Origin of the sequence: Agrobacterium sp. CMT1, from assembly GCF_037203725.1 — a bacterium.
Classification (GTDB): domain Bacteria; phylum Pseudomonadota; class Alphaproteobacteria; order Rhizobiales; family Rhizobiaceae; genus Agrobacterium; species Agrobacterium pusense.
Genome location: NZ_JBBCAR010000014.1, coordinates 1 through 23,533 on the forward strand (window position 1 = coordinate 1; position 23,533 = coordinate 23,533).

General features: G+C 56.5%; 22 protein-coding genes and 5 pseudogenes. 15 read left to right on the forward strand and 12 right to left on the reverse strand.

Annotated elements, in window-relative coordinates; genetic code table 11:
* Positions 1 to 327: 327 nt before the first annotated feature.
* A complete protein-coding gene (locus WA845_RS16225; RefSeq protein ID WP_022563989.1) occupies positions 328 to 612 on the forward strand; it encodes a toxin-antitoxin system TumE family protein in 285 nt (94 codons plus the stop codon).
* 74 nt (positions 613 to 686) lie between these two features.
* A pseudogene (locus WA845_RS25290) lies at positions 687 to 883 on the forward strand (HVO_A0114 family putative DNA-binding protein); the annotation flags it as partial.
* 120 nt (positions 884 to 1,003) lie between these two features.
* On the opposite strand, the gene WA845_RS16235 reads toward WA845_RS25290, so the two are convergent.
* Positions 1,004 to 1,924 (reverse strand): nucleotidyl transferase AbiEii/AbiGii toxin family protein, encoded by a 921-nt coding sequence (locus tag WA845_RS16235; protein WP_077985963.1) that lies wholly within the window; start codon positions 1,922 to 1,924, stop codon positions 1,004 to 1,006.
* Positions 1,911 to 2,741: a type IV toxin-antitoxin system AbiEi family antitoxin domain-containing protein gene (locus WA845_RS16240; protein WP_022563986.1), complete on the reverse strand. Its 831-nt coding sequence runs from the start codon at positions 2,739 to 2,741 to the stop codon at positions 1,911 to 1,913. Before WA845_RS16240 ends, WA845_RS16235 begins: the two co-directional genes overlap by 14 nt.
* Before the next feature lie 355 nt (positions 2,742 to 3,096).
* Here WA845_RS16240 and WA845_RS16245 point away from each other — a divergent pair.
* From WA845_RS16245 to WA845_RS16255, 3 genes and pseudogenes are all read left to right on the forward strand, one after another.
* Positions 3,097 to 4,291: pseudogene (locus tag WA845_RS16245) on the forward strand (IS256 family transposase).
* Between the two features lie 560 nt (positions 4,292 to 4,851).
* Positions 4,852 to 5,202, forward strand: coding sequence for an MbcA/ParS/Xre antitoxin family protein (locus WA845_RS16250; protein WP_022563984.1), 351 nt, complete (start codon positions 4,852 to 4,854; stop codon positions 5,200 to 5,202).
* 6 nt (positions 5,203 to 5,208) lie between these two features.
* Entirely contained in the window at positions 5,209 to 5,706 is a 498-nt protein-coding gene (locus WA845_RS16255) for an RES family NAD+ phosphorylase (RefSeq protein WP_045535503.1), read from the forward strand.
* 779 nt (positions 5,707 to 6,485) lie between these two features.
* Here the strand turns inward: WA845_RS16255 and WA845_RS16260 are convergent.
* The gene (locus tag WA845_RS16260; RefSeq protein WP_174150412.1) at positions 6,486 to 6,740 is read right to left on the reverse strand and encodes a transposase; all 255 of its coding nucleotides are present in this window, start codon (positions 6,738 to 6,740) and stop codon (positions 6,486 to 6,488) included.
* A 267-nt stretch (positions 6,741 to 7,007) separates the two neighbouring features.
* On the opposite strand from WA845_RS16260, the gene WA845_RS16265 reads away from it, so the two are divergent.
* Both WA845_RS16265 and WA845_RS16270 read left to right on the forward strand, forming a co-directional pair.
* Entirely contained in the window at positions 7,008 to 7,463 is a 456-nt protein-coding gene (locus WA845_RS16265) for a pyridoxamine 5'-phosphate oxidase family protein (RefSeq protein ID WP_072495394.1), read from the forward strand.
* A gap of 258 nt (positions 7,464 to 7,721) precedes the next feature.
* Positions 7,722 to 7,973, forward strand: coding sequence for a hypothetical protein (locus WA845_RS16270; RefSeq protein ID WP_174150413.1), 252 nt, complete (start codon positions 7,722 to 7,724; stop codon positions 7,971 to 7,973).
* 2,042 nt (positions 7,974 to 10,015) lie between these two features.
* On the opposite strand, the gene WA845_RS16275 is transcribed toward WA845_RS16270, so the two are convergent.
* From WA845_RS16275 to WA845_RS16285, 3 genes and pseudogenes are all read right to left on the reverse strand, one after another.
* On the reverse strand, positions 10,016 to 10,849 hold the full coding sequence (locus tag WA845_RS16275; protein ID WP_234899131.1) for a HipA domain-containing protein: 834 nt from the start codon (positions 10,847 to 10,849) through the stop codon (positions 10,016 to 10,018).
* Between the two features lie 201 nt (positions 10,850 to 11,050).
* Positions 11,051 to 11,254: a HipA N-terminal domain-containing protein gene (locus tag WA845_RS16280; RefSeq protein ID WP_022563974.1), complete on the reverse strand. Its 204-nt coding sequence runs from the start codon at positions 11,252 to 11,254 to the stop codon at positions 11,051 to 11,053.
* A pseudogene (locus WA845_RS16285) lies at positions 11,251 to 11,524 on the reverse strand (helix-turn-helix domain-containing protein). The gene WA845_RS16280 and the pseudogene WA845_RS16285 overlap by 4 nt, the downstream one beginning before the upstream one ends.
* A gap of 286 nt (positions 11,525 to 11,810) precedes the next feature.
* On the opposite strand from WA845_RS16285, the gene WA845_RS16290 reads away from it, so the two are divergent.
* Complete coding sequence (locus WA845_RS16290) at positions 11,811 to 12,131, forward strand: hypothetical protein (RefSeq protein ID WP_337322452.1); 321 nt, start codon at positions 11,811 to 11,813, stop codon at positions 12,129 to 12,131.
* A gap of 90 nt (positions 12,132 to 12,221) precedes the next feature.
* Here WA845_RS16290 and WA845_RS16295 read toward each other — a convergent pair.
* Both WA845_RS16295 and WA845_RS16300 read right to left on the reverse strand, forming a co-directional pair.
* A pseudogene (locus WA845_RS16295) lies at positions 12,222 to 12,625 on the reverse strand (type II toxin-antitoxin system VapC family toxin).
* Complete coding sequence (locus tag WA845_RS16300; protein WP_006700634.1) at positions 12,622 to 12,855, reverse strand: AbrB/MazE/SpoVT family DNA-binding domain-containing protein; 234 nt, start codon at positions 12,853 to 12,855, stop codon at positions 12,622 to 12,624. Before WA845_RS16300 ends, WA845_RS16295 begins: the two are co-directional and overlap by 4 nt.
* A 189-nt stretch (positions 12,856 to 13,044) precedes the next feature.
* On the opposite strand from WA845_RS16300, the gene WA845_RS16305 reads away from it, so the two are divergent.
* From WA845_RS16305 to WA845_RS16330, 6 genes and pseudogenes are all read left to right on the forward strand, one after another.
* Positions 13,045 to 13,173 (forward strand): hypothetical protein, encoded by a 129-nt coding sequence (locus WA845_RS16305; RefSeq protein WP_267900252.1) that lies wholly within the window; start codon positions 13,045 to 13,047, stop codon positions 13,171 to 13,173.
* A 114-nt stretch (positions 13,174 to 13,287) separates the two neighbouring features.
* On the forward strand, positions 13,288 to 13,848 hold the full coding sequence (locus tag WA845_RS16310) for an AAA family ATPase (protein WP_045535492.1): 561 nt from the start codon (positions 13,288 to 13,290) through the stop codon (positions 13,846 to 13,848).
* 23 nt (positions 13,849 to 13,871) lie between these two features.
* Entirely contained in the window at positions 13,872 to 14,483 is a 612-nt protein-coding gene (locus WA845_RS16315; RefSeq protein ID WP_162719085.1) for a histidine phosphatase family protein, read from the forward strand.
* 106 nt (positions 14,484 to 14,589) lie between these two features.
* Positions 14,590 to 14,973 (forward strand): ester cyclase, encoded by a 384-nt coding sequence (locus tag WA845_RS16320; protein WP_034497755.1) that lies wholly within the window; start codon positions 14,590 to 14,592, stop codon positions 14,971 to 14,973.
* Between the two features lie 208 nt (positions 14,974 to 15,181).
* Positions 15,182 to 15,841 (forward strand): outer membrane protein, encoded by a 660-nt coding sequence (locus WA845_RS16325; protein ID WP_022563966.1) that lies wholly within the window; start codon positions 15,182 to 15,184, stop codon positions 15,839 to 15,841.
* A 395-nt stretch (positions 15,842 to 16,236) separates the two neighbouring features.
* A pseudogene (locus WA845_RS16330) lies at positions 16,237 to 16,336 on the forward strand (alpha/beta fold hydrolase); the annotation flags it as partial.
* A 134-nt stretch (positions 16,337 to 16,470) separates the two neighbouring features.
* Here WA845_RS16330 and WA845_RS16335 read toward each other — a convergent pair.
* On the reverse strand, positions 16,471 to 17,433 hold the full coding sequence (locus WA845_RS16335; RefSeq protein WP_022563964.1) for a D-2-hydroxyacid dehydrogenase family protein: 963 nt from the start codon (positions 17,431 to 17,433) through the stop codon (positions 16,471 to 16,473).
* A complete protein-coding gene (locus tag WA845_RS16340; protein WP_112552915.1) occupies positions 17,430 to 18,455 on the reverse strand; it encodes an NADP-dependent oxidoreductase in 1,026 nt (341 codons plus the stop codon). Before WA845_RS16340 ends, WA845_RS16335 begins: the two co-directional genes overlap by 4 nt.
* Before the next feature lie 258 nt (positions 18,456 to 18,713).
* Between WA845_RS16340 and WA845_RS16345 the strand changes: the two genes are divergently transcribed.
* Complete coding sequence (locus WA845_RS16345; RefSeq protein WP_022563962.1) at positions 18,714 to 20,297, forward strand: Na+/H+ antiporter; 1,584 nt, start codon at positions 18,714 to 18,716, stop codon at positions 20,295 to 20,297.
* A gap of 112 nt (positions 20,298 to 20,409) precedes the next feature.
* On the opposite strand, the gene WA845_RS16350 is transcribed toward WA845_RS16345, so the two are convergent.
* Together WA845_RS16350 and WA845_RS16355 are read right to left on the reverse strand one after the other, a co-directional pair.
* Positions 20,410 to 21,222 carry a nickel-binding protein gene (locus tag WA845_RS16350; RefSeq protein ID WP_022563961.1) on the reverse strand — a complete coding sequence of 271 codons (813 nt, stop codon included), beginning with the start codon at positions 21,220 to 21,222 and terminating at the stop codon, positions 20,410 to 20,412.
* A gap of 164 nt (positions 21,223 to 21,386) precedes the next feature.
* Complete coding sequence (locus WA845_RS16355; RefSeq protein ID WP_112552913.1) at positions 21,387 to 23,330, reverse strand: ABC transporter ATP-binding protein/permease; 1,944 nt, start codon at positions 23,328 to 23,330, stop codon at positions 21,387 to 21,389.
* Positions 23,331 to 23,533 lie beyond the last annotated feature (203 nt).

The window sequence follows — 23,533 nt, forward strand, 5'->3', positions numbered from 1 at the left end:
CATATAAAAACCTATATAAAATCATCCAGTTACAAGCGGCTCGAATTGCCTGTCCGCAAAACAAGCAAAAATCCGCCAATTAAACCCCCTCCCTCTGTCGGCAATGCTTCGCCTGTAATATTTTATATGTTTTCGCATCACTCCAGCACATAAATTATATGTTTAAGAATGACCTTCCATGCCTAAAGTCAATGGCGCGCCGTGATCAATCGTTCACTCAAGTCTATAAGTGGTAATTTATTCCTCTATCAAAGTATAAAAATAATAATATATGTATTTTCTGGATATATATTAGTAAAATATTCCAAGCGCAAATACCCTACAAACATGATTGCCACGATCCCTGTCGAACGTTCGAAAACTGTTTTGCCAGACGGCGCAAATGTCGAGATCGTTGTGTGGAAGGTGCCCGAACCCGTTAGCCCCCACCTGTTCAAGTATCGACTGTTTTATGGCAAGGACGGCAGGCGCTTCGTCGGGTTCGACAACAAACGCGGCAAAGGCGATCATCGTCATCTTGACGGCGAAGAGCATCCCTACATGTTCACAACGACCCATGCCCTCCTGTCCGATTTTCGGAAGGAGATAATCACGAGGAGGCAGAAACCATGAGAGAAGCCTTGATTCAAATCAGAGCAGACAGCGAAGCTTCACTCGATGAGGCTTTCGACAGGGCAACCAGCGCCATGCGCTCAGGTAATCCCTCAGACCCCGTGGCAGTCTTCACCTTCTCGTCGCCCGCACAGCTTTTTTCTGTCATCACACCCAAAAGGTGGGAGTTGATTGAACATCTCCAGAAGATCGGCCCATCCAGATACGCGGACTTGCCCGATCCGTCGAACGTGACGTCAAGCGTGTGCACGAGGACGTGTCCGCGTTGTCCGACTGGGGTATCTTCGAACAAACCGAAGACGGAAAGGTTCACGTACCCTACGACGTGATCCACGCGAATTTCGACCTCAGAGCGGCAGCCCTGATCAGGGACCATACCGCAAAGCACCTATCACTTTGTGCGCCTTTCAAGGGAGGCCCGCAGCAATTCAACCAGGTCGGATCGTTGGTCGGGATTGAGTTTATCCAGATTGCGCTGCCGCCAGCGGATCGCCGGAAGTTCCGCGACATGGCTGATCCTCAATAGTGACCAGTCCGGTTCACCGAGCTCAAAGCCGATCAAAAATGCACGGTGATGATCAGGCATTCCTCCGATCAGTGTCTTTATCATTTCATGCTGCGTCTTGATAAGTTCTTCTATGGCAATGACCTCCTCGGTCATGCCCTCAAAGCCGTTGCGGTATTCATTCGCAAGGTCTTTGACGCGGCCCGACAGCACTTCACCCATCGGGCGATTGTGGCTAAGCAGATAAATAATGAACGCTTCGCGAAGTTCATCGCTCAGGCCCTCATGGGTAAGCAAACCCCGCACATCGAAAAGGTCGCGCGGATGTTGGCGGTCCAGCGCGGCAACAAGCTTGCCCGCAAAAAGGTCTTCGAATGAAACGACATTGGTTTCCGCAAAGCCGAACACCTCTTCAACGGCTTCGGTGACGGGGGCGATGAACGGTTCGTGAACGACACCCCGCAGGACGGGTGAGACTTCGATCTTCACCTGCGTTCCCTCTGCCATCACAAGAAGCCGCAAGACAGCGCCATCATGCACATTTTCGGTGACGCGTGCGCCGCGCAGATCTGCCAATGCGGAAGTCTTGATGCGTTTCATGGCAGCGTCGATTTCCACCAGCGCCTCAGACCTTTCGTGCATGGGCAAATACATCAGGTCGATATCAACGGAGAGACGCGGCAGGTCTCGCACAAACAGATTGATCGCCGTACCGCCCTTTAGAGCAAAGCATGTCTCACGGGCAACGATGGGAATGAGGCGCATCAGCAGCCGGACCTGGGCTTGGTACTGGTCACGAAACGGCATCGAGGTCCTCTGGTACGGTGATGAGATAGGCCGGATCAAGCTTGCCGCCAGGGACAAGCATACGTTTACCCTTGCCCATATCGATTGCCGTCTTATCCAGACGCTTGAGCCAGGCATGGCTGTGGCGATCCGCAAAGAAGAAGAAAAGCCGCTTGACCTTCACGCTGGTGCAATCCTTCAGCAGCTTTTGCAGCCGCCTTGGACTGAAATTTGCAGCATTTTGCATGATCATGTCGGCCTGATGAAAACTCTCGTGGCGCGGCAGTTCGTCGAGCATTTCGAGATAGGCCCGTTCGGGCCGTGAAAGCATCAGCGGCCAGTCCCAATGCCCCCACGCAACAGTGGTCAGGCCACTTCCTTGTCCATCGACGGTATGACATGCAAGGCCGCCTGGCCCTTGGCTGGTCGGATCGTTGGGGAACAAGGTCGCGCTGTTGTGATAAACAAAGCGCTGGGAAAGGTTCAGCTTGCCCAGCCAGGCAGGTGGCTTTTCAACACCGTAAAGGTGGACGGTCTTCATCTCATAAGAGAGGTAATGCGCATAGCCCTGTAGCTCCAGCGCAGTGCGGCCGCCAACGTAAAGCGGCATTCTCGAAAGCAGAGTCTGGAGCGATATGACCACCTGCTGCCAGTTCAGTTCGCCGCGCGGTTTTCTATAGACGCTGCGCACTGGCTGTTCCAACCAATCGTTCTTGACATAATAAGCGCGCAGATTGCTGGCTATGCCGCGCTCCTCAAGCCATGCGGCATCTACGACCAGTCCCTCGGGAAGATCTCGTTCAAGTCGGTTTAAAAGTGACGTGCGTTGCTCAGCCATACTGAGTATAATAATGCATATTCAAACCTGATTCAAGTTTACGAAAAACATCATAAACTCAATCAAACTGACTTAATAACCAAAATGTCAAACTAACCTGTCTTTGCCTCGCACCGTGCTGCAAGCCCTCTGTTCCCTACCCCAAGCAAGCATACCAGGTCTCCTCCGGTTACACTCAGCTTCAGATTAAACACTCAATGCTGGATTGACCTGTTATCTCCGGCGCACCCGCTGCTTGAGATGACATCATCGATATTCTGGATCGTGTCCCGCCGCGTGGTGTAGCTGACAGGGTGGTCACCGGCGTTTTCCGCTAGGGTCGGGTTGCTTAGAGCCAACCTGAGGGACACCACCGATGACCGACGACATGATGAACCTGCGCTCGCTTGTTGAGAAGAGTGCTGATGCCGATTTGCTGCGCGAGATGATCGGCTTTGCTGCCGAGAAGCTGATGGCGCTGGAGGTCGGAACGAAGACCGGCGCGGGCTATGGCGAGAAGAACGGCTTCCGACTTGCCCAGCGCAACGGCTATCGCGACCAAGATTGGGAAACACGGGCTGGCACAGTCGAGCTGCGCATTCCCAAGCTTCGCACAGGCAGCTACTTCCCGAGCTTTCTTGAACCACGCCGGATGGCCGAGAAGGCGCTGACGGCGGTCATCCAGGAGGCTTACATCCGGGGCGTTTCGACCCGATCCGTCGACGACCTCGTCAAGGCGATGGGTATGTCGGGCATCTCCAAGAGCCAGGTGTCCCGCCTGTGCGAAGAGATCGACGAGAAGGTGAAGGTCTTCCTCGACCGTCCCATCGAGGGCGAGTGGCCATACCTCTGGATCGATACCACCTACCTGAAGGTTCGTCGTGGCGGTCGTATCGTCTCTGTCGCGGTCATCATCGCCGTGGGCGTCAACACTGATGGTCGGCGCGAGGTGCTTGGCATGGAGATTGGTACTTCCGAGGCCGAGGCGATCTGGACCGAGTTTCTTCGAAAGCTGACCAGGCGGGGTCTGCGTGGCGTCAAGCTCGCCGTTTCCGATGCGCATGAGGGCATCAAAGCCGCAGTATCGAAGGTGCTCTGCCACTTGGCAGCGCTGCAGAGTCCACTTCATGCGCAATGCGCTGGCTCATGCGGGTAAGAGCGGACGGCGGGTCGTCTCCGCCTTCATCGCCACGGTTTTCGCTCAGGACACGCCGGACGCGGCAAGCAGCCAATGGCGCAATGTAGCAGACCAGATCAGGCCGAAGGTGCCGAAACTCGCCACGCTGATGGATAGTGCCGAACAGGATGTGCTCGCATACATGACCTTTCCCAAGCAGCACTGGGCAAAGCTTCACAGCACAAATCCAATCGAACGCCTTAACGGCGAGATCAAGCGACGCACTGAAGTCGTCGGCATTTCCCCCAACGACGATGCCATCATCAGGTTGGTCGGAGCATTGCTGCTCGAGCAGAATGATGAGTGGGCCGTTCAACGATCTCGCTACATGACACTGGAAACCATCGCCACGATGAGCGATGATCCACTCATCAGCCTGCCAGCAGCAAGCTGACACTCATCCGGCCCTTTGGGATAAGCCGTGGTCGTCTAAGCTACACCACGCCCTGGGACATGATCATATTCTGTGGTGGCCGACCTGGAAACAGGCGTTCAAATTCCGCCTCCGCCTCAAGCATCGGGGTTGTTTTCCACCCATCGGTTTACAGGTCGCGTCTTTCGTTTCAATACGGCCAGCCAGCACCAAAGAAAGATCCGTTCCGAGTGCGCGGACGCTCAAACAACAGCAACTGCAACAACAAAACATTCGGCGCCGCATAGGTAACGGTAACCGGACTGCGCCAATCACTACCGGAAACCGATTGCCGGCATTTCGGCAATCGACGTCTGAACAATCACCCTTGCCACGGATCGACAACGATCGCGCCGGCGCCATCGAAATCCCGAACATTCCGCGTCACAACGGCAAGAATACGGCCCTGCACGACTGGTCCAGAACGGCGACAGCATCCAGTGTGGAGACATAGCGGCTTGCAGAGATAAGGGACATCTTGAATGCCTGTAATTTTGACGTTATATTGCGTCAGTATCTTTGGCAAATTTGAGGAGGCGAGCATGGCTCTCGCACAATATGCTGACAACGGGCTGTTCGCGCCGGGAAAAATCGCCGACGTTCTCCATACAACAAGCGACGATATCGCGCGCAGTGCCGGGTTGGGCAAAGATGCGGTACAGCGCAAAGAACGCATCAAGTCGGACAAAACCCAACGGCGACTGCGCGAAATGATCGAAGTCATCAACAAGGTTGAGGCCCGTTTCGGTTCTGCGCTCATGGCATATGCCTGGTATCGTTCAGAGCCTCTCTCAGGCTTTTCTGGCCACACAGCAATGCAGCTTGTTCGAGACGGGCGCGCTCACGAAGTACTCGAATACATCGACGCGATCGACGCTGGCGTACATGCCTAACCCCTGATGAACTACCAGGGCAAGCTCTACCGAGCCCTTAATCCGGTTTACGCTCGTGAGCCGCTCTCCGGACGAGGTGCCGAGCTTTATGGCGGCAGATTCAATCCAAAAGGCATGCCTGCACTCTACACGTCAGTGACAGTCATCACGGCATTGAAGGAAGCAAATCAGGCAGGCAGCTTACAGCCCACAACTCTCGTCTCCTACGATGCGGCCATCACACCGCTGTTTGATACTCGCGATGGCGCCCTGCTTCATGATCATGGTATTGACGCTCAAACTCTCAGCACCCCGACTTGGCGAGACGACATGAATGTGTTCGGTGAAGCCCCCACACAACGTCTTGCCCGGTCTCTGAAAAACGAGGGCTTTTGCGGTTTGATCGTCAGGAGCTTTGCTCCGGGGGCGACTGATATCGACCTCAACGTCGTCCTTTGGACATGGGGAGACACCGTCCCACATCAGTTGATCCTGATTGATGATGAGCAGCGCTTGTCACGCTGAAATCGCTGTGAAATCTCCGCGGGCGGCAAGAATGCGTCTAAAACACCCATTATAATGGGTCAATTAATTGAAAATCCGCCGTAAATGACCCACTGAAATGGGCCAATATAGGCAGGCTGACGCTCATGCTGCGCGACGGCGGACATCTAGTCCGGCTCGCCACTGCATCCGATGACAGGAGCGAAGATGACGGCGCGGAAACGAGGCTGGCGCCGCCTTGCCCCGTTCTATCAAGACTTCATATTCAATAACTCAGGAAATTCGTAATACCTCAGCCGCTTGTCACGGCAGCGGTAATCGTTCTTTGAGGAGTCCACGCTCACGTTGTGTTTTAAGGCTACGCCGATATAGGACCCGAAATGCGGAGCACTACGTTCGCAGTATCCGCTCACCTTCGGCATCGAGCTCATCATGCCGCGCCGGTAAGTAAGCGAGTGAGGCGAGAATTTCGCGGTCTTCACGTTCAGTTCTCGCTATCATTTCCCCACCGGCCCGCCGTCGTCGCACTTCAATCGTCCAGGGCACGCAGGTCAGAACCCCGCTGGATAGGGTCTCCGTCTGCAGCCAATGACTCTTTCACACGCAGCATGGGGGTATTCCCGTCACCGTCACCGACCTCGATGTGTCCCGGGCATCTTCGCCAAAGAGAATGCTGCGGCGCGCAGCGTATGCGTTGACACCGCGAACCGCGTCAACCGTTGAACCGAGCGCACATGCCAGGGATTACCGGGGTCTTAACCTCGGACTTGCGCAGCCAGCTGTTCAGGCGATCTCGAAATTCAGATCTGCCCAATAGTCGAATAAAGCCCTGACCTGCCTCTTAGGTTCGACTGTGCCGCTGCGCACGAGGGAAGAATATGTCTTTCCGCAACGGGCCGATTTTTCAGTGATATACCGATGCGACGCGCCATTGCCGAGACACTCGCTCCAGGCTCCATCGCCTCAGCCACCGCTCGCTCCTTGAAATCATCGGACCAACGCCGCCGAAACTGCCGCGGCGCGCCCTCGAAACGTTTCGGAACGGCCTCGATCATATGAAAGTTTCTAGTTCCAGAGATAGGCGCAGATAGAAGCTCACAGCTGGCGGATAGTCATTACGCAATAGCTGTGCTAGCGCCACTGACGCCAGATGGGGTCAGCTTGCCGCTTACCGTCGAGATATGCAAGCCTTGGCTTCCCGAAGGCGAGCAGTGGCTCGCGAACAGCCCGTATTTCTCACGTATCACGGTCACGCGCTGCGATCGGCGGAACCTCAGACCTCAAAAATGGTTGAATTCGTGATGTAAGAAAAGGATTGACCAATGAAAATAAGCGAGCTCTCCAGAAAACTCAGCAAGATCGACTTCTGCATGTTCAACACACACGATCCCGCCGGGCAGATCAATAGTCGACCAATGAGCAACAACGGCGATGTGGAATATGATGGTGACTCATGGTTCTTCTCCTATGAAGACACGAAGAAAGTCCAGGATATAGTCAAAGACTCATCGGTTACACTGACGTTCACTGCTCCGCCCGGTATTCTTGGCAAACCTGGAATATTTGTTTCTGTCAACGGTCAGGCGAGCCTGATCAGAGAAAGGCCCGAGTTCGACGCCCATTGGACTAGTGGACTGGACAGGTGGTTTCCGCAGGGCGCCGACACACCACGTATAGTCCTGATTAAGGTGTCGGCTCGCACGATCGAGTTCTGGGATGGCGAGGAAAATGGAAAAATCGAACTGGCAAGCGATGCCGCCATGAGAGGTGCGATATGAGTGACGCAGCTTGTCGAGCTCGACCCGGGATCTCGGTAACTGAACGTCCTCAGTTGGGTTAGAGCCTGTCTACGACTAATATAGCCTGTCCGCCAACTTTCTGGGCATCCAGATCCGGGTCCGAGGAGCTTTCCCGAGCATGCCGGGTCCACGCGCCGTGATGCATCGGCGTCACATCCTGGTGCCAACTTTGGGGCCAAAAGCTCACCTTCAGGGTCTTCCGTTGACGCCCGTCAGCCGACCCGGCAACCTCACACAATGACCGCGACGGACAGTTTCATTGCCGAACTAGTCCGCGACGCCTACAGGCTCGATCACCTCGACAGCTGGCAGAAGCGTCGTATGCTCGAACGGGCCGCCATGACAATTCGCGACATGCGGGAAACAATCGGTATGCCATCCGGCCCCGGCCGTGACAGTCTCGTCGACCTCCACACCGTTGCCCTCTCCATCGAACGCGGATGGCGCGGCGATGAAGAAATTCGGAACGCACTGCTGCAACCGCCGTGATCCAGCAAAACCGAAATCAGCCTCGTCAAACCTGCCGATTGAATATCCCCTTGCTCCCAGACTTGCCCTGCTTCGTCAGCGACGCGTCATCGCCATGATCCCCGTGTCAAGGCCGTCACCAGCATGGCTGCGCAGTCTGCCAGAGCGCTGCCGTTTGCTGCACGCTCTCGCCAGCCTGAACCGTCGCGCAGACCGCGAACAAAACCGGCAGACCCCTCCCGCACAACCCTGCGAAGTTCCCGTGCGGCGGCCGGAATGGTCGCATGCCCTTTGTCGGTGACCGCCCTTTGTCATTCCGTCGGGCCCTCTGCATCGGTGCCGGACATCCGCTGGCGTAACACGGTGGATGCATGAACGCTTTTCAGGCACGGGCGGCGACAGCGATTTTAGAACCAGGGGTACGGGAGGTCGCTATGCTGGCTAAAGTCACACCGAATACCGTCAGTCGTGTAGAGCGAGACGAAGCGGACGCTCGAGGTGCGCAACCTGTCACCATCGAAGCGATCAAACGCGACTACGAAGAGCGAGGGATCGTTTTCCTCGGCGAAGATCCCATACCGTATGGTGTACCCGGGGTAAGGCTCAGCAAATAGTGAAAGGTTGAAGTTCCGCCTCTTCCCAAGTCAGACTACCGGGACTGTTTTATCGAACTGACATAAGCTCACAACCCGCGCGCTATGACGAGCCTTTCACGGAGATCAAACGGCGGAACAAAATCCGACACCCCGTCGACCTTCGACTTTGTTACCATCCAGAAAACAATTACCAGATTGCCTTGCCCTGATGTTTGCCTTCTCTGAACACTACCCGCACCTGCAGTTCAACTTTGGAATGTAGTGACCCATCCAGGATTGCAGACGTGTAGCGGCATAACGTACCATTGATGCGCACGCATTTCGACCAGAATGGCGTTCGCCGTTTAATATGGCAGGATAGGCTATTGGTATACCGCCCGGACCGGGCGCCAACTTATGTACGAACCGGACATCAATGGGGGACCGTCCTGACTCCTCTCAGCACATGAAGATGAGCCATCATGCATACATCCGCAGCGTGTGGAACGGTCTCTCTTTCCGCCCCGATAACCGCTGCTCCCAAAGCATTGCTCGACATGTTACCGCGCAAAATAAAAGAGTGGGAGAACAGGCGATTAGGCGGACTGGAGAACAGGTGAATAGGTAAACAAGAGAACAAGAGAACAAGAGAACAAGAGAACGAGAGAACGAGAGAACGAGAGAACGAGAGAACGAGAGAACGAGAGAACGAGAGAACGAGAGAACGAGAGAACGAGAGAACAAGTCAACGGGCGGACAGGTGATTAGGCAAGTAGCGTCTGGAACAAACTTTGAGAAAGCAAAGAACCCGAATTCCGGTCATCACGGCAGCCTCGACCGCTCCAGGCTCAAGGATCCCACGCTGGACTACCGGTACTTTTTCCGAACGGCGCGGGCTGAGGGAGCGAGCCGACGTGATCGGCCAGCGGTCGACGAAAAGACAAACCTCCCCGCGACAGGCGTTGGAGCAAATCGCAAACATGGAAGCGCGAGAGTCGTGATGTCGTTGAGGGTTACTCTCCCAACCTGAACCTCGTGCTTCGCTCGATTAGACTCGACCCGTCGGGACATCCCATTAGTGAAGTCCGATTTGACCGGTTTCAGACTGGTTGGAGCAACTGACACTCTAGTGGCCGTAGAACAGGACTGCGTCGCCGGATGTCCGAGGCATTCGCCTACCCAATCTTGTCGAGTTAGGATTTATCACCAAAGCCTGCTTTCTGCACAACGGCCATGCCTGCTTCGACGCGTGGGCCCAACGCGCTCGACTACCGCGATGGCCGGACGAGAAGCAGCGGCGTCGCGCCTCCAAATCGGTCGTTCATGCGGTTCCGAAACCGTCTTGAAAGAAGTCGTCCGTACGCGCCAACGCGAAGGACCAAGAAGGGCGGGCGTTTTCATGCGTGACCAGAGAGGAACTTTTCGGTAGACGGACCATATAGCTATGCACTCAGAAAACGAGCGAATGGGCTCGGGTCGGGCTCCAGCTCATCGACCACCTAATCGATCCTGAATTCTTCGACACCGCTTTCGAACGCTGTGCGTAAGCCGCTCGAACACCCTCGTCGGATCGCTGGCCGAACCAGAAATCTCCTGTGCCACCGCATCGCATCCGACGCTGACCAGTTGTGCGAGCTCCTCCACCCGTTTCAACGTTGATGCACCGCTCAGTCCAACGTCATCAGCCAGTGCCTGCCAATCGGCACGTCGCAGATCAGGCGCATGGAACCGGCCAGAAATCCCCTGAGGCAGACTTTGATCGACCTGCCGATAAGCGGCTGCGCACATAAGGTCATAGAGAGGAGCCATCTTCGCGGACCCACCGGCACCGATCAGGATCGAGTAATTTTTCGCATGCGAATCTGAATTGCAGATCAGGACATTCAAGATCACCGCGTCGAGAAGTTTCAACCGCTCGCCAGGAGAAACAAGATCGCTGACGGCGTCAAACATCATCTTCATGGTCACGCCGCGGCCGGTCGAGGATCGCTCGTATTTCTGCGACGGGAAATGTCCCGTTAACTGGCAAAGATCCTCCTGATGCAACCTGCGGATCTCCCCTTGAGGGTCGGTAAAGCGAGCACAGCGTTTCACGAGAAGATAACGTCGCTTGCCAGCTACTCCGATCGTCGCCTCGGCAGCCTCCAGACCGCAGGCACGCGCAAGCGACAGGCAAAAGGCTTCGTTCTCCACGCTCCCCGCAAGGCGTTTCGTATCAGGCTTGAGAATATGCGTTGATGGCGTCCCATCAACCGGAACTGAAATATGGCCGTGCCCGTCGACAAACACCGGCAGTTTCTCCTGGACGCCCGCAAGCGACATGGAAACACCGCGCTCTCCGACCAGAAAAGTTTGGCAGGAAGTTCACCGAGAATACGCTCCAGCGCCTGCTCATCCGGCACGGGCTGGAGGTTGACACCCGCTTTACGCGGTTCGCCGATCGACAGCGCTCCCGCCGTGTCACGTCCGATATGACCAAGCACCGACAATGTCCTGTGGAGAAACCTTGAGGCGTTGTCCGATCTAGGCAAGATGTGTTTCTGGAAGCAGATTGGCAAGCCAGGGCAGCAGCTTGGCAGTACCCACGGGCCCGGAGCGCAGCGGCATGGTGAGCGACACCGGAAAGGCCGTGCGGCGCGCTTCCCAGCCCGGATCATAGTCCAACGTCCATTCGCCATCAAAAGTCAGATGGGCGACAGGCAAGGTCTCGTAGTAGATGGTTGTCATCGATCAGCACCAAACATCGGCAAAAAGCCAAGGTCATCGTCCGGCGCGGCTGGCACAGCCTGGACCGTCTTGAGATCGCCGATCTCAATGCCGACGGTGCGCGCGACGATCAGGGCATTTTCGAGCTGGCAACTCGGCTTGCCCGATTCAAGCTCGACGATGAAGTCGTTCACCCGTTCCGGAACGGGCAGCAAGCCCGGTTTGCGTCCAGCCAAGAGATTTGCGTTTCTCCTTGATAGCATCGCCGAAATCGCGTGCGGACCTGAACATCGTGAACCTCTATCTCTTATCTTACCGTACAACTATTGTTTTCATCAACATTGCCAGATAAATTACTACACCGGCACTTACAGTAACCTTAATTATATACATTAGAAATATCGCATAAATACATAATATTCCATCCATAATCTATTATGAGTATAGCGGATAACCCTGTTCACCCCGCGTTCCGCCCTTTGGGACTGGCATCACAGTAAAGCCCCAAAACCGCAGTCCAAGGCAGCGCTGCAGGACTTCTGTTGACGCCAGCCGGCCGTCCCGGCAACCTCATACCATGACCCAGACCAACTGTTTCATTGCCGAGCTCATCCGTGATGCCAACCTGCTCGACCATCTCGACGGCTATCAGAAGCGCCGTATGCTCGAACGCGCGCTCACAACAATTAGCGACATGCGCGAAACAATCGGTATTCCATCCGGCGCCGGCCGTGACAGTCTCGTTGACCTCCACGCCGTTGCACTCTCGGTAGAACGTGGATGGCGCAGCGATGAGGAAGTGCGAAACGCTCTGCTGCAGGCAGCCGGCATGATCCGCGACCTGCATATCGTCCTCGACAGCAAAACCGAAATCAGCCTTGTCAAACCTGCCGGTTGAATGCGTTGCAGCTCGCCTGACCGGCGGCACCAGAGCCGAAACCGCCCCTGAAACCGGTGAGTAATCACAAATGCTAAGGCTCGCGCATTCCTACGCTTCAGGCGAGATCAGAGCGACCGTTGGAAAATACGATCGGTAACGAGCCACATCTCGCGTCAACAAGGGAAGGTTTTGTATTGCCGCGTGGGCGCCTATAAAAAAGTCAGGCAAAACACCGTTACGGGTACCGCCACCGCGGCGATATCGGTAAAGGCCTTTCCCGCCAGAAATAACGCCGCGCGAGGGAAAAGGCTGAACTTCAACCCCGCCTGATCAACAAAAGCATCAAGTTCTTCTATCCGCTCATATCGAACAGACAGTTCCGCGTAGACAACGTCATTGATGAACAGCGGACCCGAAACGCTCGCCAGTTCGAGCTGCTCAATCGACCAGTCGGCCCAAACCGGGTCGTCCGTCACAAGATCAAGCAGGACATTTGTATCGACAAGCGTCACTCGTCACCACGGGTCAGCGCCATGATGGCGTCGGTACCCAGACCTTCACCAGCATGTCCGCGCAGCTTGGCGAAACGCGTGAGTGGCTGTTTCTTGTCTGCCCTGACGAGAACTATCCTTCCATCGGGGGCCCGAACAAAATCGACCGAGCTACCTGGCGAAATCCCTAAAAGCTCACGTACGGCTTTTGGAATGGTGACCTGCCCTTTGGCCGTTACCGTTGTTGCCATCTCAAACTCCCGTAATACCGGCGTAGAAGATGGTATTACTTCTGTGCCTCTGTTTCAACCAATCTCGCGATGAAATCAGTCACCAACGCCCAGCCACCAAATCATACCCGACAACATTCAGCCTATCGCCGTTAGGATTACATTAACCATGCCGGACCACTCTTCCGTTAGCAACGATGGAGGTTGGCTATGGCTTACGACTGGGACCGCAATGAACGCGACGGCCGGTTCGATGAACTGGCGGCAGGACTGATATTCTTCACAATAATCACCCTGCTTCTGGCGTCAGCTTATCTCGTGACAAGCCTTGCCAGCTAGGGCGGTTCATTGCCTGCGTGCCGGCCAATATAGAATACGCCAGATTGGCAACATCGATAGCACAATGATCACATCATCATCCGCTTTATGCCTGCCAAAGGTCAGTAATGGAACATGACGGACGATCTTGGCGGCCATATCCTGCTTCTCTCCGGCCATCCCGGCTCTGGCAAGTCGACAATCGCCGGAACGCTGGCTCACTTGCCCGGCGTGCCAAAGGTGCATTTCCATAGCGATGATCTGTGGGGATATATCAAGCATGGCCGCATCGATCCCTGGCTGCCGCAATCCCATCAGCAGAACCAGATGATCATGCAGATTGCCGCCGACGTTGCCGGTCGCTACGCGAAGGCGGGCTACTTCGTGATCCTCGATGGCGTCGTGCGACCGGACTGGCTTCCGGCCTTTACGGCACTTGCCCGGCCGCTGCATTACATCGTCCTGCGCACGACAGCGGCAGAGGCGGTAGAACGCTGTCTAGCCCGCGGTGGTGACAGCCTCAGCGATCCTGATGTCGTCGCCGATCTTCACTCGCAGTTCGCCGATCTTGGTGCCTTCGAGCACCATGTCCTGTCAATGTCAGGCATGGACAAGGGTCAGGCTTTGCAATCGGTCATCAATGCGCTGCAATCGGCACGTTTCCGTATCGATGCTTTGGATGAAAGCAATCGATAACGAATGTGCAGGATGAAACAAGCGTGGCTCTACCGACCATCTACCTCCTTCGTCACGGCGAAACCGTCTGGAACTCTCTTGGCCGGTTTCAAGGACAATTGGATTCACCTCTCACGCAGCGTGGCATCGAGCAGGCGGATCATGTAGCTCACTTGCTCCGCGAAACGCTCTGCAACGATGACCAGTTGTTCCAGATGCAGATCAGTCCGCTTGGGCGCGTGCGCCAGACCGCGGACCGCGTACAGGCCAAGGTGCCACTCCCGTATATAGAAGATGACCGACTGGTTGAGGTTACGACCGGCTCCTGGGACGGGATGACGCGATTTGAGATCGACAACGAGTTTCCCGGCCATCTTGACGGGACAAACGCGTTCGACTGGTATTTCGGGGCGCCAGACGGCGAAAGTTTCGATGACGCCTGCAAGCGCGCGACGTCATGGATCTGGGATATCCGGCATCCGACCATCGTCATTTCCCATGGTCTGTTCGGGCGGATCCTTCGCGGCGTGTTTCTCGGACTTTCAAAGCGGGAGATGCTCGAACTGCCCGTTCCGCAGGATGGATTTTACCGGCTACACGATGGCAGGTGCGATCTCGTCACCGGTTCCCCGTCCATACCTGCACCTGTTCAATGACGGAGCACAGTTCGCTGTCCCAACGGACCGCGAGCAACGCGCAAACTGCTGACATCGACCTCGGCGCCGAAGCAGGCTCGACCCTTCGATCGATACGGAGAAACACATGCCGACACTTCAGGATATCTATCTTTCCTATCTCGACTGCCTCAACCGTCAGGCTTTCGATGAACTCGGAACCTTCGTCGCCGACAATGTCGAACACAACGGCCGACCATTCGGATTGTCGGGCTATCGCGACATGCTGGAAAACGACTTTGCCGACATTCCCGACCTGCGGTTCGAGGCAGAGATCCTTGTCATCGAGGCGACACGGGTTGCCGCCCGGCTTCCGTTCGATTGCATGCCCAAATCCACCTTCATGAGCCTTCCGGTCAATGGCAGGAGGGTTCAGTTCTGCGAGCATGTGTTCTACGAATTTGAGCACATGAAAATCCGCAGGGTCTGGTCGGTCATCGACAAGCCCGCAATCGAACGTCAGCTTGGCTGAGAGCCCTGGCCTTGCAAAGACATCGGCGGCCGGCAAAGGTCCGTAAAATTACCCTGACGCGCGCGAGCGCAAGCGACTTCCCACCGCGCCCGGGCAGCCTCGAATTTATGCAGACCGCTGCACGGATCGCAGGCGTTGCACAAAAGTTACATCATTTTTCAGGCAAAAAGCATATGAATGATCTCTCATGTAAGGGAGTTCAGAGACTATGAAGAAAATCGTATCGACTATCGCATTCGTGCTCGCGGCATCGACTGCAATGGCGGCCGATGCCGTATCAGAAGTTCCTGCAGCCCCGGCAGCAGAGGTTGCGCCGCTGTTCAGCTGGACCGGATTTACCGCCGGTGTCCAGGCAGGTTACGGCTGGAACAACAATGACGCTTCGATCGTCGGCCTTCCCGGCGAAACGTCCGCAGACTTCGACGGCGCTCTCGCCGGCGGTTTCGTCGGCTTCAACTATGACCTTGGCAACAGCTGGGTCGTTGGCCTTGAGGCTGACTTCGAAAAGAACTGGGGCGATGATTCCGCCACCATTCTCGGCACAGGCTTCGACTACGGGTTTGACTGGCAGGGTTCGGTTCGCGGCCGGGTCGGATACGCATTTGACCGTGCACTGGTATACGGTACCGCAGGCTGGGCCTATGCTCGCGGCTATGCGGAAGTCCCGGGCATTGCCGACGTGAAGGAAACCTTCAATGGCTACACCGTCGGCGTTGGTCTCGACTATGCATTTACCGACATGGTGTTCGGACGCGTTGAGTACCGTTACACCGACTTCGGCGACAAGGATTTCAACTTCGGTGGCGCTGCAATCAACGCGGATGTCGACCAGCATGCAATCCGCGTCGGCCTCGGCGTAAAGTTCTGATCCACCTGGACAGCAACAACAAAAGCCCGGCCTTCGTGCCGGGCTTTTTCCTGTACCTTTTTAAAAGCGGCAGCAAGGAACCGGGGCCGGCAAGTGCGGGCAACCGGTTCGTCAGCGTATCCGCAGCACAATTACTGAACATGCCGACCAGGACCGAACGCGGACGGACACGTTCCTTCTTCCGCCAGCAGACGCTCAGCCGGTCTCATCCATGATCTTCCCTTTGAGCGAATCCTCAAGCAGTTGACGATCGGCACCACGCAGCGCCATCCGCGGCAATTGACGCCGCAGCAAGTCCCACAGCATCTGCGCATCCGTCCGCCGATTTTTGCAGTTGGTAGAGCATTCTCATGCCACGCAGCACCTCCAGCAGCACCTAAAGTTCCCGTTCCTTCAAGGCCTTCTCGGAAACCGACCAGACCGAGAACCTGAAGAATCTCCGTTCCGACGCTTGTTCTGCACGGTGAAGACGACCAGATCGTTCCGATCGCCGACCTGCTGGCCCTCATCAAGGGCTGATACTTTTGTGACATCAGAATGTGGCCGATCATTCGGCCGCATTATTATTTGGGCGAGGCCAGATGGTGCCGCCAGGCGGTGCGACGGGAACCAAGGGTCAACTCGGAAGTTCACAAAACCCGCAGTGGCGTTCCGTTCAGCCATGCGACGAGATTGTCCACGGTATCTCGATAGAAAATCCGATATGAGTTTTCGGTAACAAACCCGATATGAGGCGTCGCGATCACATTGCCAAAAGTCCGAAGCGGATGATTACTGGGCAAAGGCTCATGATCAAACACGTCCACTGCAAGACCTGCGATCCTCTTGGTTTCCAGGGCAGCGATCAAAGCTCCTTCATCGACAAGCGGACCTCGTGACGTATTCACGAGCCAGGCTGTTGGCTTCATCAAAGCCAGCTGCTCCTGACCGATTACGCCCTTCGTTCGCTCCGACAGAACAAGATGCAACGTCACCCAGTCGGACTCGCGAAGAAGCGTCTCTTTTTCAACCCGTCGCACACCGGCAGCTTCTGCCGCCTCATCGGTCAGATTCTGGCTCCAGGCGATCACGTCCATACCGAAAGCAAGCCCGACCTTTGCGATCTGGCGGCCGATCCTGCCCAGACCGATGACACCCAGCGTGCTGCCCGAAAGGTCGCGCCCGACCGTGGTTTGCCAGCCACCACTCCGAAACGAGGCAATTTCTGTGGAAATATGGCGTGCCGCCGCAAGGATGAGTGCCCAAGTCAGCTCCGGGGCGCCCGATCCGTTCGCACCCGTCGCCGAAACAACGATGCCAAGATCACGGGCCGCGGCAAGGTCGATTGAGGCGTTGCGCCCTCCAGTCGTTGCGATGAACCGCAGGTTCGGCAGGCGCTTGAGAACACGTCGCGGCAGCGGCGTCCGTTCGCGCATGACGCAGACAGCATCGAACGGCAAGAGACGATCAACCAGGCGTTCTTCGTCCGCGATGTGGTCATTGAAGATCGTGATTTCGGCACAGTCTTTCAATGGCGACCAGTCGGCGCTGGTGATCGCCACATTCTGGTAATCATCCAAAACCGCGATATTTCTTACGTCATGGCGGCTCATGAGACGACGCCACCGATTTTGACGATAAGCTTACCGAAATTCTTGCCTTTCAGCATGCCGATGAAGGCGTCAGGAGCATTCTCCAATCCATCGACGACATCCTCGCGGTACCTGATCTCGCCGCTAGCGACCCTTGGGCCAATCTCCGCGAGAAAGTCATTGAAATGATCGGCCGCAAATTCGGTCTGGATGAAACCTCGAACGAGAAGGCTCTGTCTCAGGATCGCCGACATCGTTGCCGGAAGACGGTCTGCCTGCGACGAGTTTGCACCGTTATATTGAGAAACGAGGCCGCAGACGGGAACACGCCCGAACTGGTTTAGAAGAGGCAGTACCGCATCCCAGACGCGTCCTCCGACATTCTCGAAATAGACATCAATCCCGTTTGGAGAGGCCGCGTTCAGATCGCTGACAAAATTCTCCGAGCGATGATCAACCACGCTGTCGAAGCCAAGTTCATCCTTCACGAATGCACATTTGTCGGGCCCACCGGCTATACCGACTGCCCTCGCCCCGTAAAGCTTTGCAAGCTGTCCGACCATGGAACCAACGGGGCCAGAGGCTGCAGCGACAGCAACCGTCTCACCCTGCTTCGGTTTGCCAATGAACTTCAGACCACTCCATGCAGTAAATCCCGGCATGCCAAGGACGCCGATCGCGGTCGTGACCGGCGCGCCGTGCGTCTCGACCTTTCGTAGCAAGTCCCCATTGATGACCGCCCCCGTACACCAACCGGTCCGCCCGCGCACGATGTCGCCGGGCGCAAAACCGTTGTGCCGTGACTTCACCACCTCGCAGATCGTCTCGCCTTCCATGATACCGTCGATGGGTACAGGCGCCGCGTACGATTTGGCATCGCTCATACGCCCACGCATGTAAGGGTCGAGCGAAAGATAGAGAACGCGGACCGTGACATCGCCCTCGGCTGCTTCGCGCAGCTCGGCATCCTCAAGGCGGAAATTTTCATGCGATGGTTCTGCCAAGGGTCGGCTTGCCAGCACAATACGTTTTATCGTCATCATAAGGTTCGTTCCTCGTTTATTAGCCCAAGTCTTGGGCCGCCCTCGGCTTGGATATTCCACCGCTTCTCGAACTCCACGGGTGGCGGCATCCCATTCCTGATGTGCTTGCGTTTTGGGTTGTAGATCATTTTGATGTGCGGCGCTGCCTAAAGAACCGGTGATAATTGCCGGAACTCAGTCAAACCAGCAAAAATGACTGCGTTGCTTTTTCGCAAATCTCGTCATTTGATGTGAGTCCGACGCGGATTGGGGGCGCATATGGACGGTACGCATCTCTTCGAACTCGTGATCGCGATGTTTCTCGCCATCATCGTGCTGCACTACATCGCACATCGCATGGGCCTGCCGCCATCGGTAGCGCTACTGGTGGGCGGGGGAACGCTGGCGTTCCTTCCCGGCTTGCCCACGATCGCTGTCAATCCGGAACTGGTTCTTGTTATCTTTCTACCGCCACTGCTTCTCGACGGAGCGTGGTCGATCGCCGTCGATCGCCTGAAACGACACGTCTTCGGAATTGCATCTCTCGCGATCGGTGCAGTGCTGTTCACGACAATCGTCATCGCGGTCGTTGTCCACCTCCTGATGCCGTCTCTGCCATGGGCGGCCTGCGCAGCCCTTGGCGCCATCGTCTCACCTCCGGACGCCGTGTCAGCCCGTGCCGTGCTGGAAAGGGTTAAGATTCCGAGGCGTCTGCAAATCCTTCTTGAAGGTGAGAGCCTTCTCAACGACGCCAGCGGGCTCGTGCTCTTTCGTTTTGCTGTAGCGGCTGCGGCCGGAAGTACATTCAGCACCACCGACGCGATCGGCACCTTCATTTTTCTGGCCCTTGGAGGCGCCGCAACCGGCGTGGTCGTTGGCTTCGCATGGGTAAAGCTCGTCCGGCACCTTGGCGACGAGTACCTCATCATTGCCGCCACCGCAATCTTGTCATGGATCGCCTATCTTTTGGCGGAACAGATCCATGCGTCCGGTGTAATCGCCACCGTAACGGCCGGGCTGATAGCGTCATGGCATCAGCACACCGTCTTTTCTGCGGCGACGCGAATGCGCGGCACCTCATTCTGGAACGTCCTTGTTTTCCTGATGGAGGCTATGGTTTTCATCCTGATAGGACTATCGCTGCGGGACGTCGTTGAACGTGGCGGCGGCTTTGGCTCACTGGTTGGTTCGATGGCACTCCCCGCGGCCGCAATCCTCGTTTCGCTCGTCATCGCGCGGTTCGTGTGGATATTCACATCGGATCTGGTCATCAGGTTTTTTCACGGGGTCAAGGTCGCTCGCTCGACGCCCCTCGGAGCAGGAGGGGTGACGGCGCTCGGCTGGGCAGGCATGCGCGGCGTCGTGACGCTGGCACTTGCGCTCAGCCTGCCGGAGGATTTTCCCGGACGTGACTTCATTCTGGTCATGGCATTCGCGGTTATCGTGGGAACCGTTCTCATACAGGGAACGACGCTTGGGTGGATTATCGCCTGGGCGGGGCTTGGCAATATCGAACCGGAGCGCGCACCGATGACGATGAGTGAGGCTGAAGCCGCCATGGCGCAGGTCCAGCTCGCAGCCGTTCAGGGGCTTGCCTACGACGAAAGTGGGGAACTCATCCATCCCCAACTCCTGAAGAGATACGAACACCGGCTGGCAGCAAGTGTCAGATACGCCGAAAGCACCGAGAAATATTCGCCACTTCTTCATGCCCACTTCGATGTCGTTCTTCAGGCTGTCGCCGCCGGCAGAAAGGAACTTATTCGTCTGCGACGCGAAGGAAAGATCGACGATGAAACTCTAAGGGAGCTTGAGCATGATCTCGATCTTGAAGAGCTCGGCGCAATTTCTGCGAAGGCGTGACTGGCTGGATGCTTTCCAACTTAAGGAAACCAGCACCTATAAGCAGCAGGAAGCCAAGGAAAGCATCGCAACGGTAGTGCCGCGTCAGGATCAGCCCTGAAGAACACCATAATCAATGCAACCATTCGCAACGATAGGCTAGGACCGGCTTGGCGAAGCCTTTAAGCCTGTATCGATGGCCATATACGGGGACATCGGCGCTGCCATATTCCTGCAGGGTCTTGTCCGATATCAGGATCTGATCGCTATGGGCGGCAGCACAAAGCCTTGCAGCCAGTTGAACGGTCGTGCCGAAGAAATCATTGCTGTCTTCAACCGGCTCACCACAATCCAGCCCGATGCGGATGTGAATGGGTTCGCCCCTGTCGCTGTTGTAGCGATGGAAGGCGCGCTGAATATCGATTGCACAGTCGACTGCAAATGGCGTGGAGGAGAACACTGCCATTATGCCGTCCCCGGTGTGCTTTACCTCCCGTCCTGACCGTCTTACCAGACAGCCACGCACGAGCGCATCATGCGCGCGGACGAGTTCAGCTGCCATACGATCGCCCAGGCGAGCGGTCATTTCGGTTGAACCGACGATGTCAGTGAAAAGTATCGCACGGTGGCCAGCATCCATGTGTTTGGGGGCAGGCTCGAGCGGCGTCGGGTCCTGTATTCGCCCGAGAAACGCCTCCACAGCCGACAGAGCGACTTCCACAACTTCGCTGGCGACGAAACCGTGCGCTTCGCGGTGCACGCATTGCGCGGTTTCAGCATCCGGCGCATCCATGAGGCAGAAGGCGGTACCGCGCCTTTCATCGAACCAGTAGGTTAAAAACCTGACGCCATACCGGTCCTGAATGTCGATATCCTTAAGATGCGCGGCGGCAATATCGGCCGCAGAAACTCCGGCGAGCTCATGCCGGTCCATGAAGATAGGCATTGTTTCCTCCCGAGAGTATGTCGTTGCCTCATCTGGCGGCCAGATTACGACGTCACCGATTGACCGTCCACCGTTCATACGGGTGACGTGGAAAACATAGAAGCACCGAAAGAGCGATACTCATTCGCATTATATCAGGGGGTGGAGGTGCTGCGCGACTTTCGTCACCTGCGTTTGACCATGCGGCGGAGCAACGAGCCGGACCGGGCCTTCCTCGGAATGAGGTGGATATCGCTGACCAGCTTCGCGCCACCTTCCCGGCGTTCCAGCGTAATCTTGCGGCTGTGGAAGGCCTCCAGCTCAGCGCGATGTGCCACGCTGATGATCGTAGCATCTGGTAATTCGTCGATGACCGTCTGCATCATCCTGTCCTGGCTTTTTTCATCCAGGGCGGCGGTCGCTTCATCCATGACGATGATATCGGGATCGTTCAGCAGCAGGCGGGCAAAGGTGAGACGCTGTTTTTCACCACCGGAGAGCGTCTGGTCCCACGGCGCCTCTTCTTCCACCTTGTCCTTGAGGTGGCCGAGACCGACCTTGTCGAGAGCTGCGCCGATCTCGTCGGCAGTCCAGCTCTCCGCTGCCTGCGGATAACAGACCGCCCGACGAAGCGTTCCGGACGGAATATATGGCCGCTGCGGCAACATGAACAGCCGGCTACCGGCACGAAAACTGACGCTGCCGCCGCCCCATGGCCACAGGCCGGCGATTGCCCGCACGAGCGTGCTTTTTCCGGATCCGGATTCACCTGCGACGAGCACCCGCTCGCCGGGTCCGATTTCGACATCGGTTTCCTTAACGACAGCAGTACCATCGCCCAGCGAAACGGATACATCCTTGAGGCTCAGCATCGTCTCACCCTCCGTTTCACCGCGCACGATCCGGCCGAGCGTATCGCTCTGTTCGGCCCGCTCGAGGCCGTCAAGCGACATCATCAGCGATGCGACACGCCTTGCGCAGGCATTCCAGTCCGCCAGCCGGGGATAGTTATCGACCAGCCAGCCGAAGGCGGACTGAACGATGGTGAAAGCCGATGCCGCCTGCATGACCTGGCCCAGCGACATGCTTCCGTCGAGGAACTTCGGCGCGCACAGCAGGACCGGAACGACGGGCGCAATCAGCATCGATCCATGCGACACGACGGTGGTACGCATATATTGCTGCGCCATTCGTTTCCACTGATGCCGGACATTGCGGAACCTGCTGTCGAGATCGCTTCGCTCTTCTTCTTCGCCACCCAGCAGCGCAATGCTCTCGCCATTTTCCCTCACACGGGTCAGCGTATAGCGGAATTCCGCCTCGAGCTGGTTCTTGACTTCCGAGACTTTGACGAAGTTCCGGCCGATCCACGCAATCGAGCTTGAGGTTATAAGCGCGTAAATTACCGCTGCCACCACCAGAAAGCCGGGTATCGTTATCCAAACGCCGCCGATCGGCAACGTCAGCGCGCCGCCGATCGTCCACAGGACGACGATGAAGGTGGATGCCGATACGAAGGCGGCAATGACCCCTGCGACGAAATCCACCGGCGCTTCAGTGGCGATCCTCATGTCCTCCGACAGCCTCGCCTCCGGATTTTGATGGTCGCCGTCAATCAGGTTAAGCTGGTAATAGCGGCCATTTGCAATCCACCGGGAGACCAGCACCTTCGTCAACCAGGAGCGCCAGCGCCGCTGGATCCGCATCCTGACATAGACCTGCGATGTTACGATCAGGACGCTGCCCAGAACCAGCGACGGGAATATGGAAGCGAGAAAATAGACCGTGGACGCATCCCGTTTTTCAATCGCGTCGAAGATGCCACGATTCCAGACGTTGACACCGTATTGGAAAGCGACATTGATGCCGATCATCACCAACAGGCCGATGGAGAACGGCCATGCCAGGCCGTCGCCACGGCGGCTCCAGAAGCCGCGCGCGCTGATCCAGAAGCGTTTCAGCAGATATTTTTTGCGGGCCTTCTCGGCTTCCTCGGGCGTCAGGCCCTCAGCAGGTTCGATTTCCTCCGGCGGCAGCGGCTCATCGGCTGCATTCTCGACATGTACTTTCCCTGCACCATTCTTGCCGGTGCCATCGGCTCGTTTCGAATTTGCGTCAGCATCGGTCATGGACGGCTAAACGGATGGCGGTTTGAAAGGTTGCCCACCGGCAAAGATTTCCCGCGGGCAGAAAGGCGCACGACCCCCGGACACATCCCTGCGTCAACGCACGCGCCTGCGTTGTGCGCCGCACAAATTTGGACAAATAGGCATGAAATTCGGACTTTTAGATACATATCATCCAGCAAAATTCCTTTAAAACTCTCCCAACT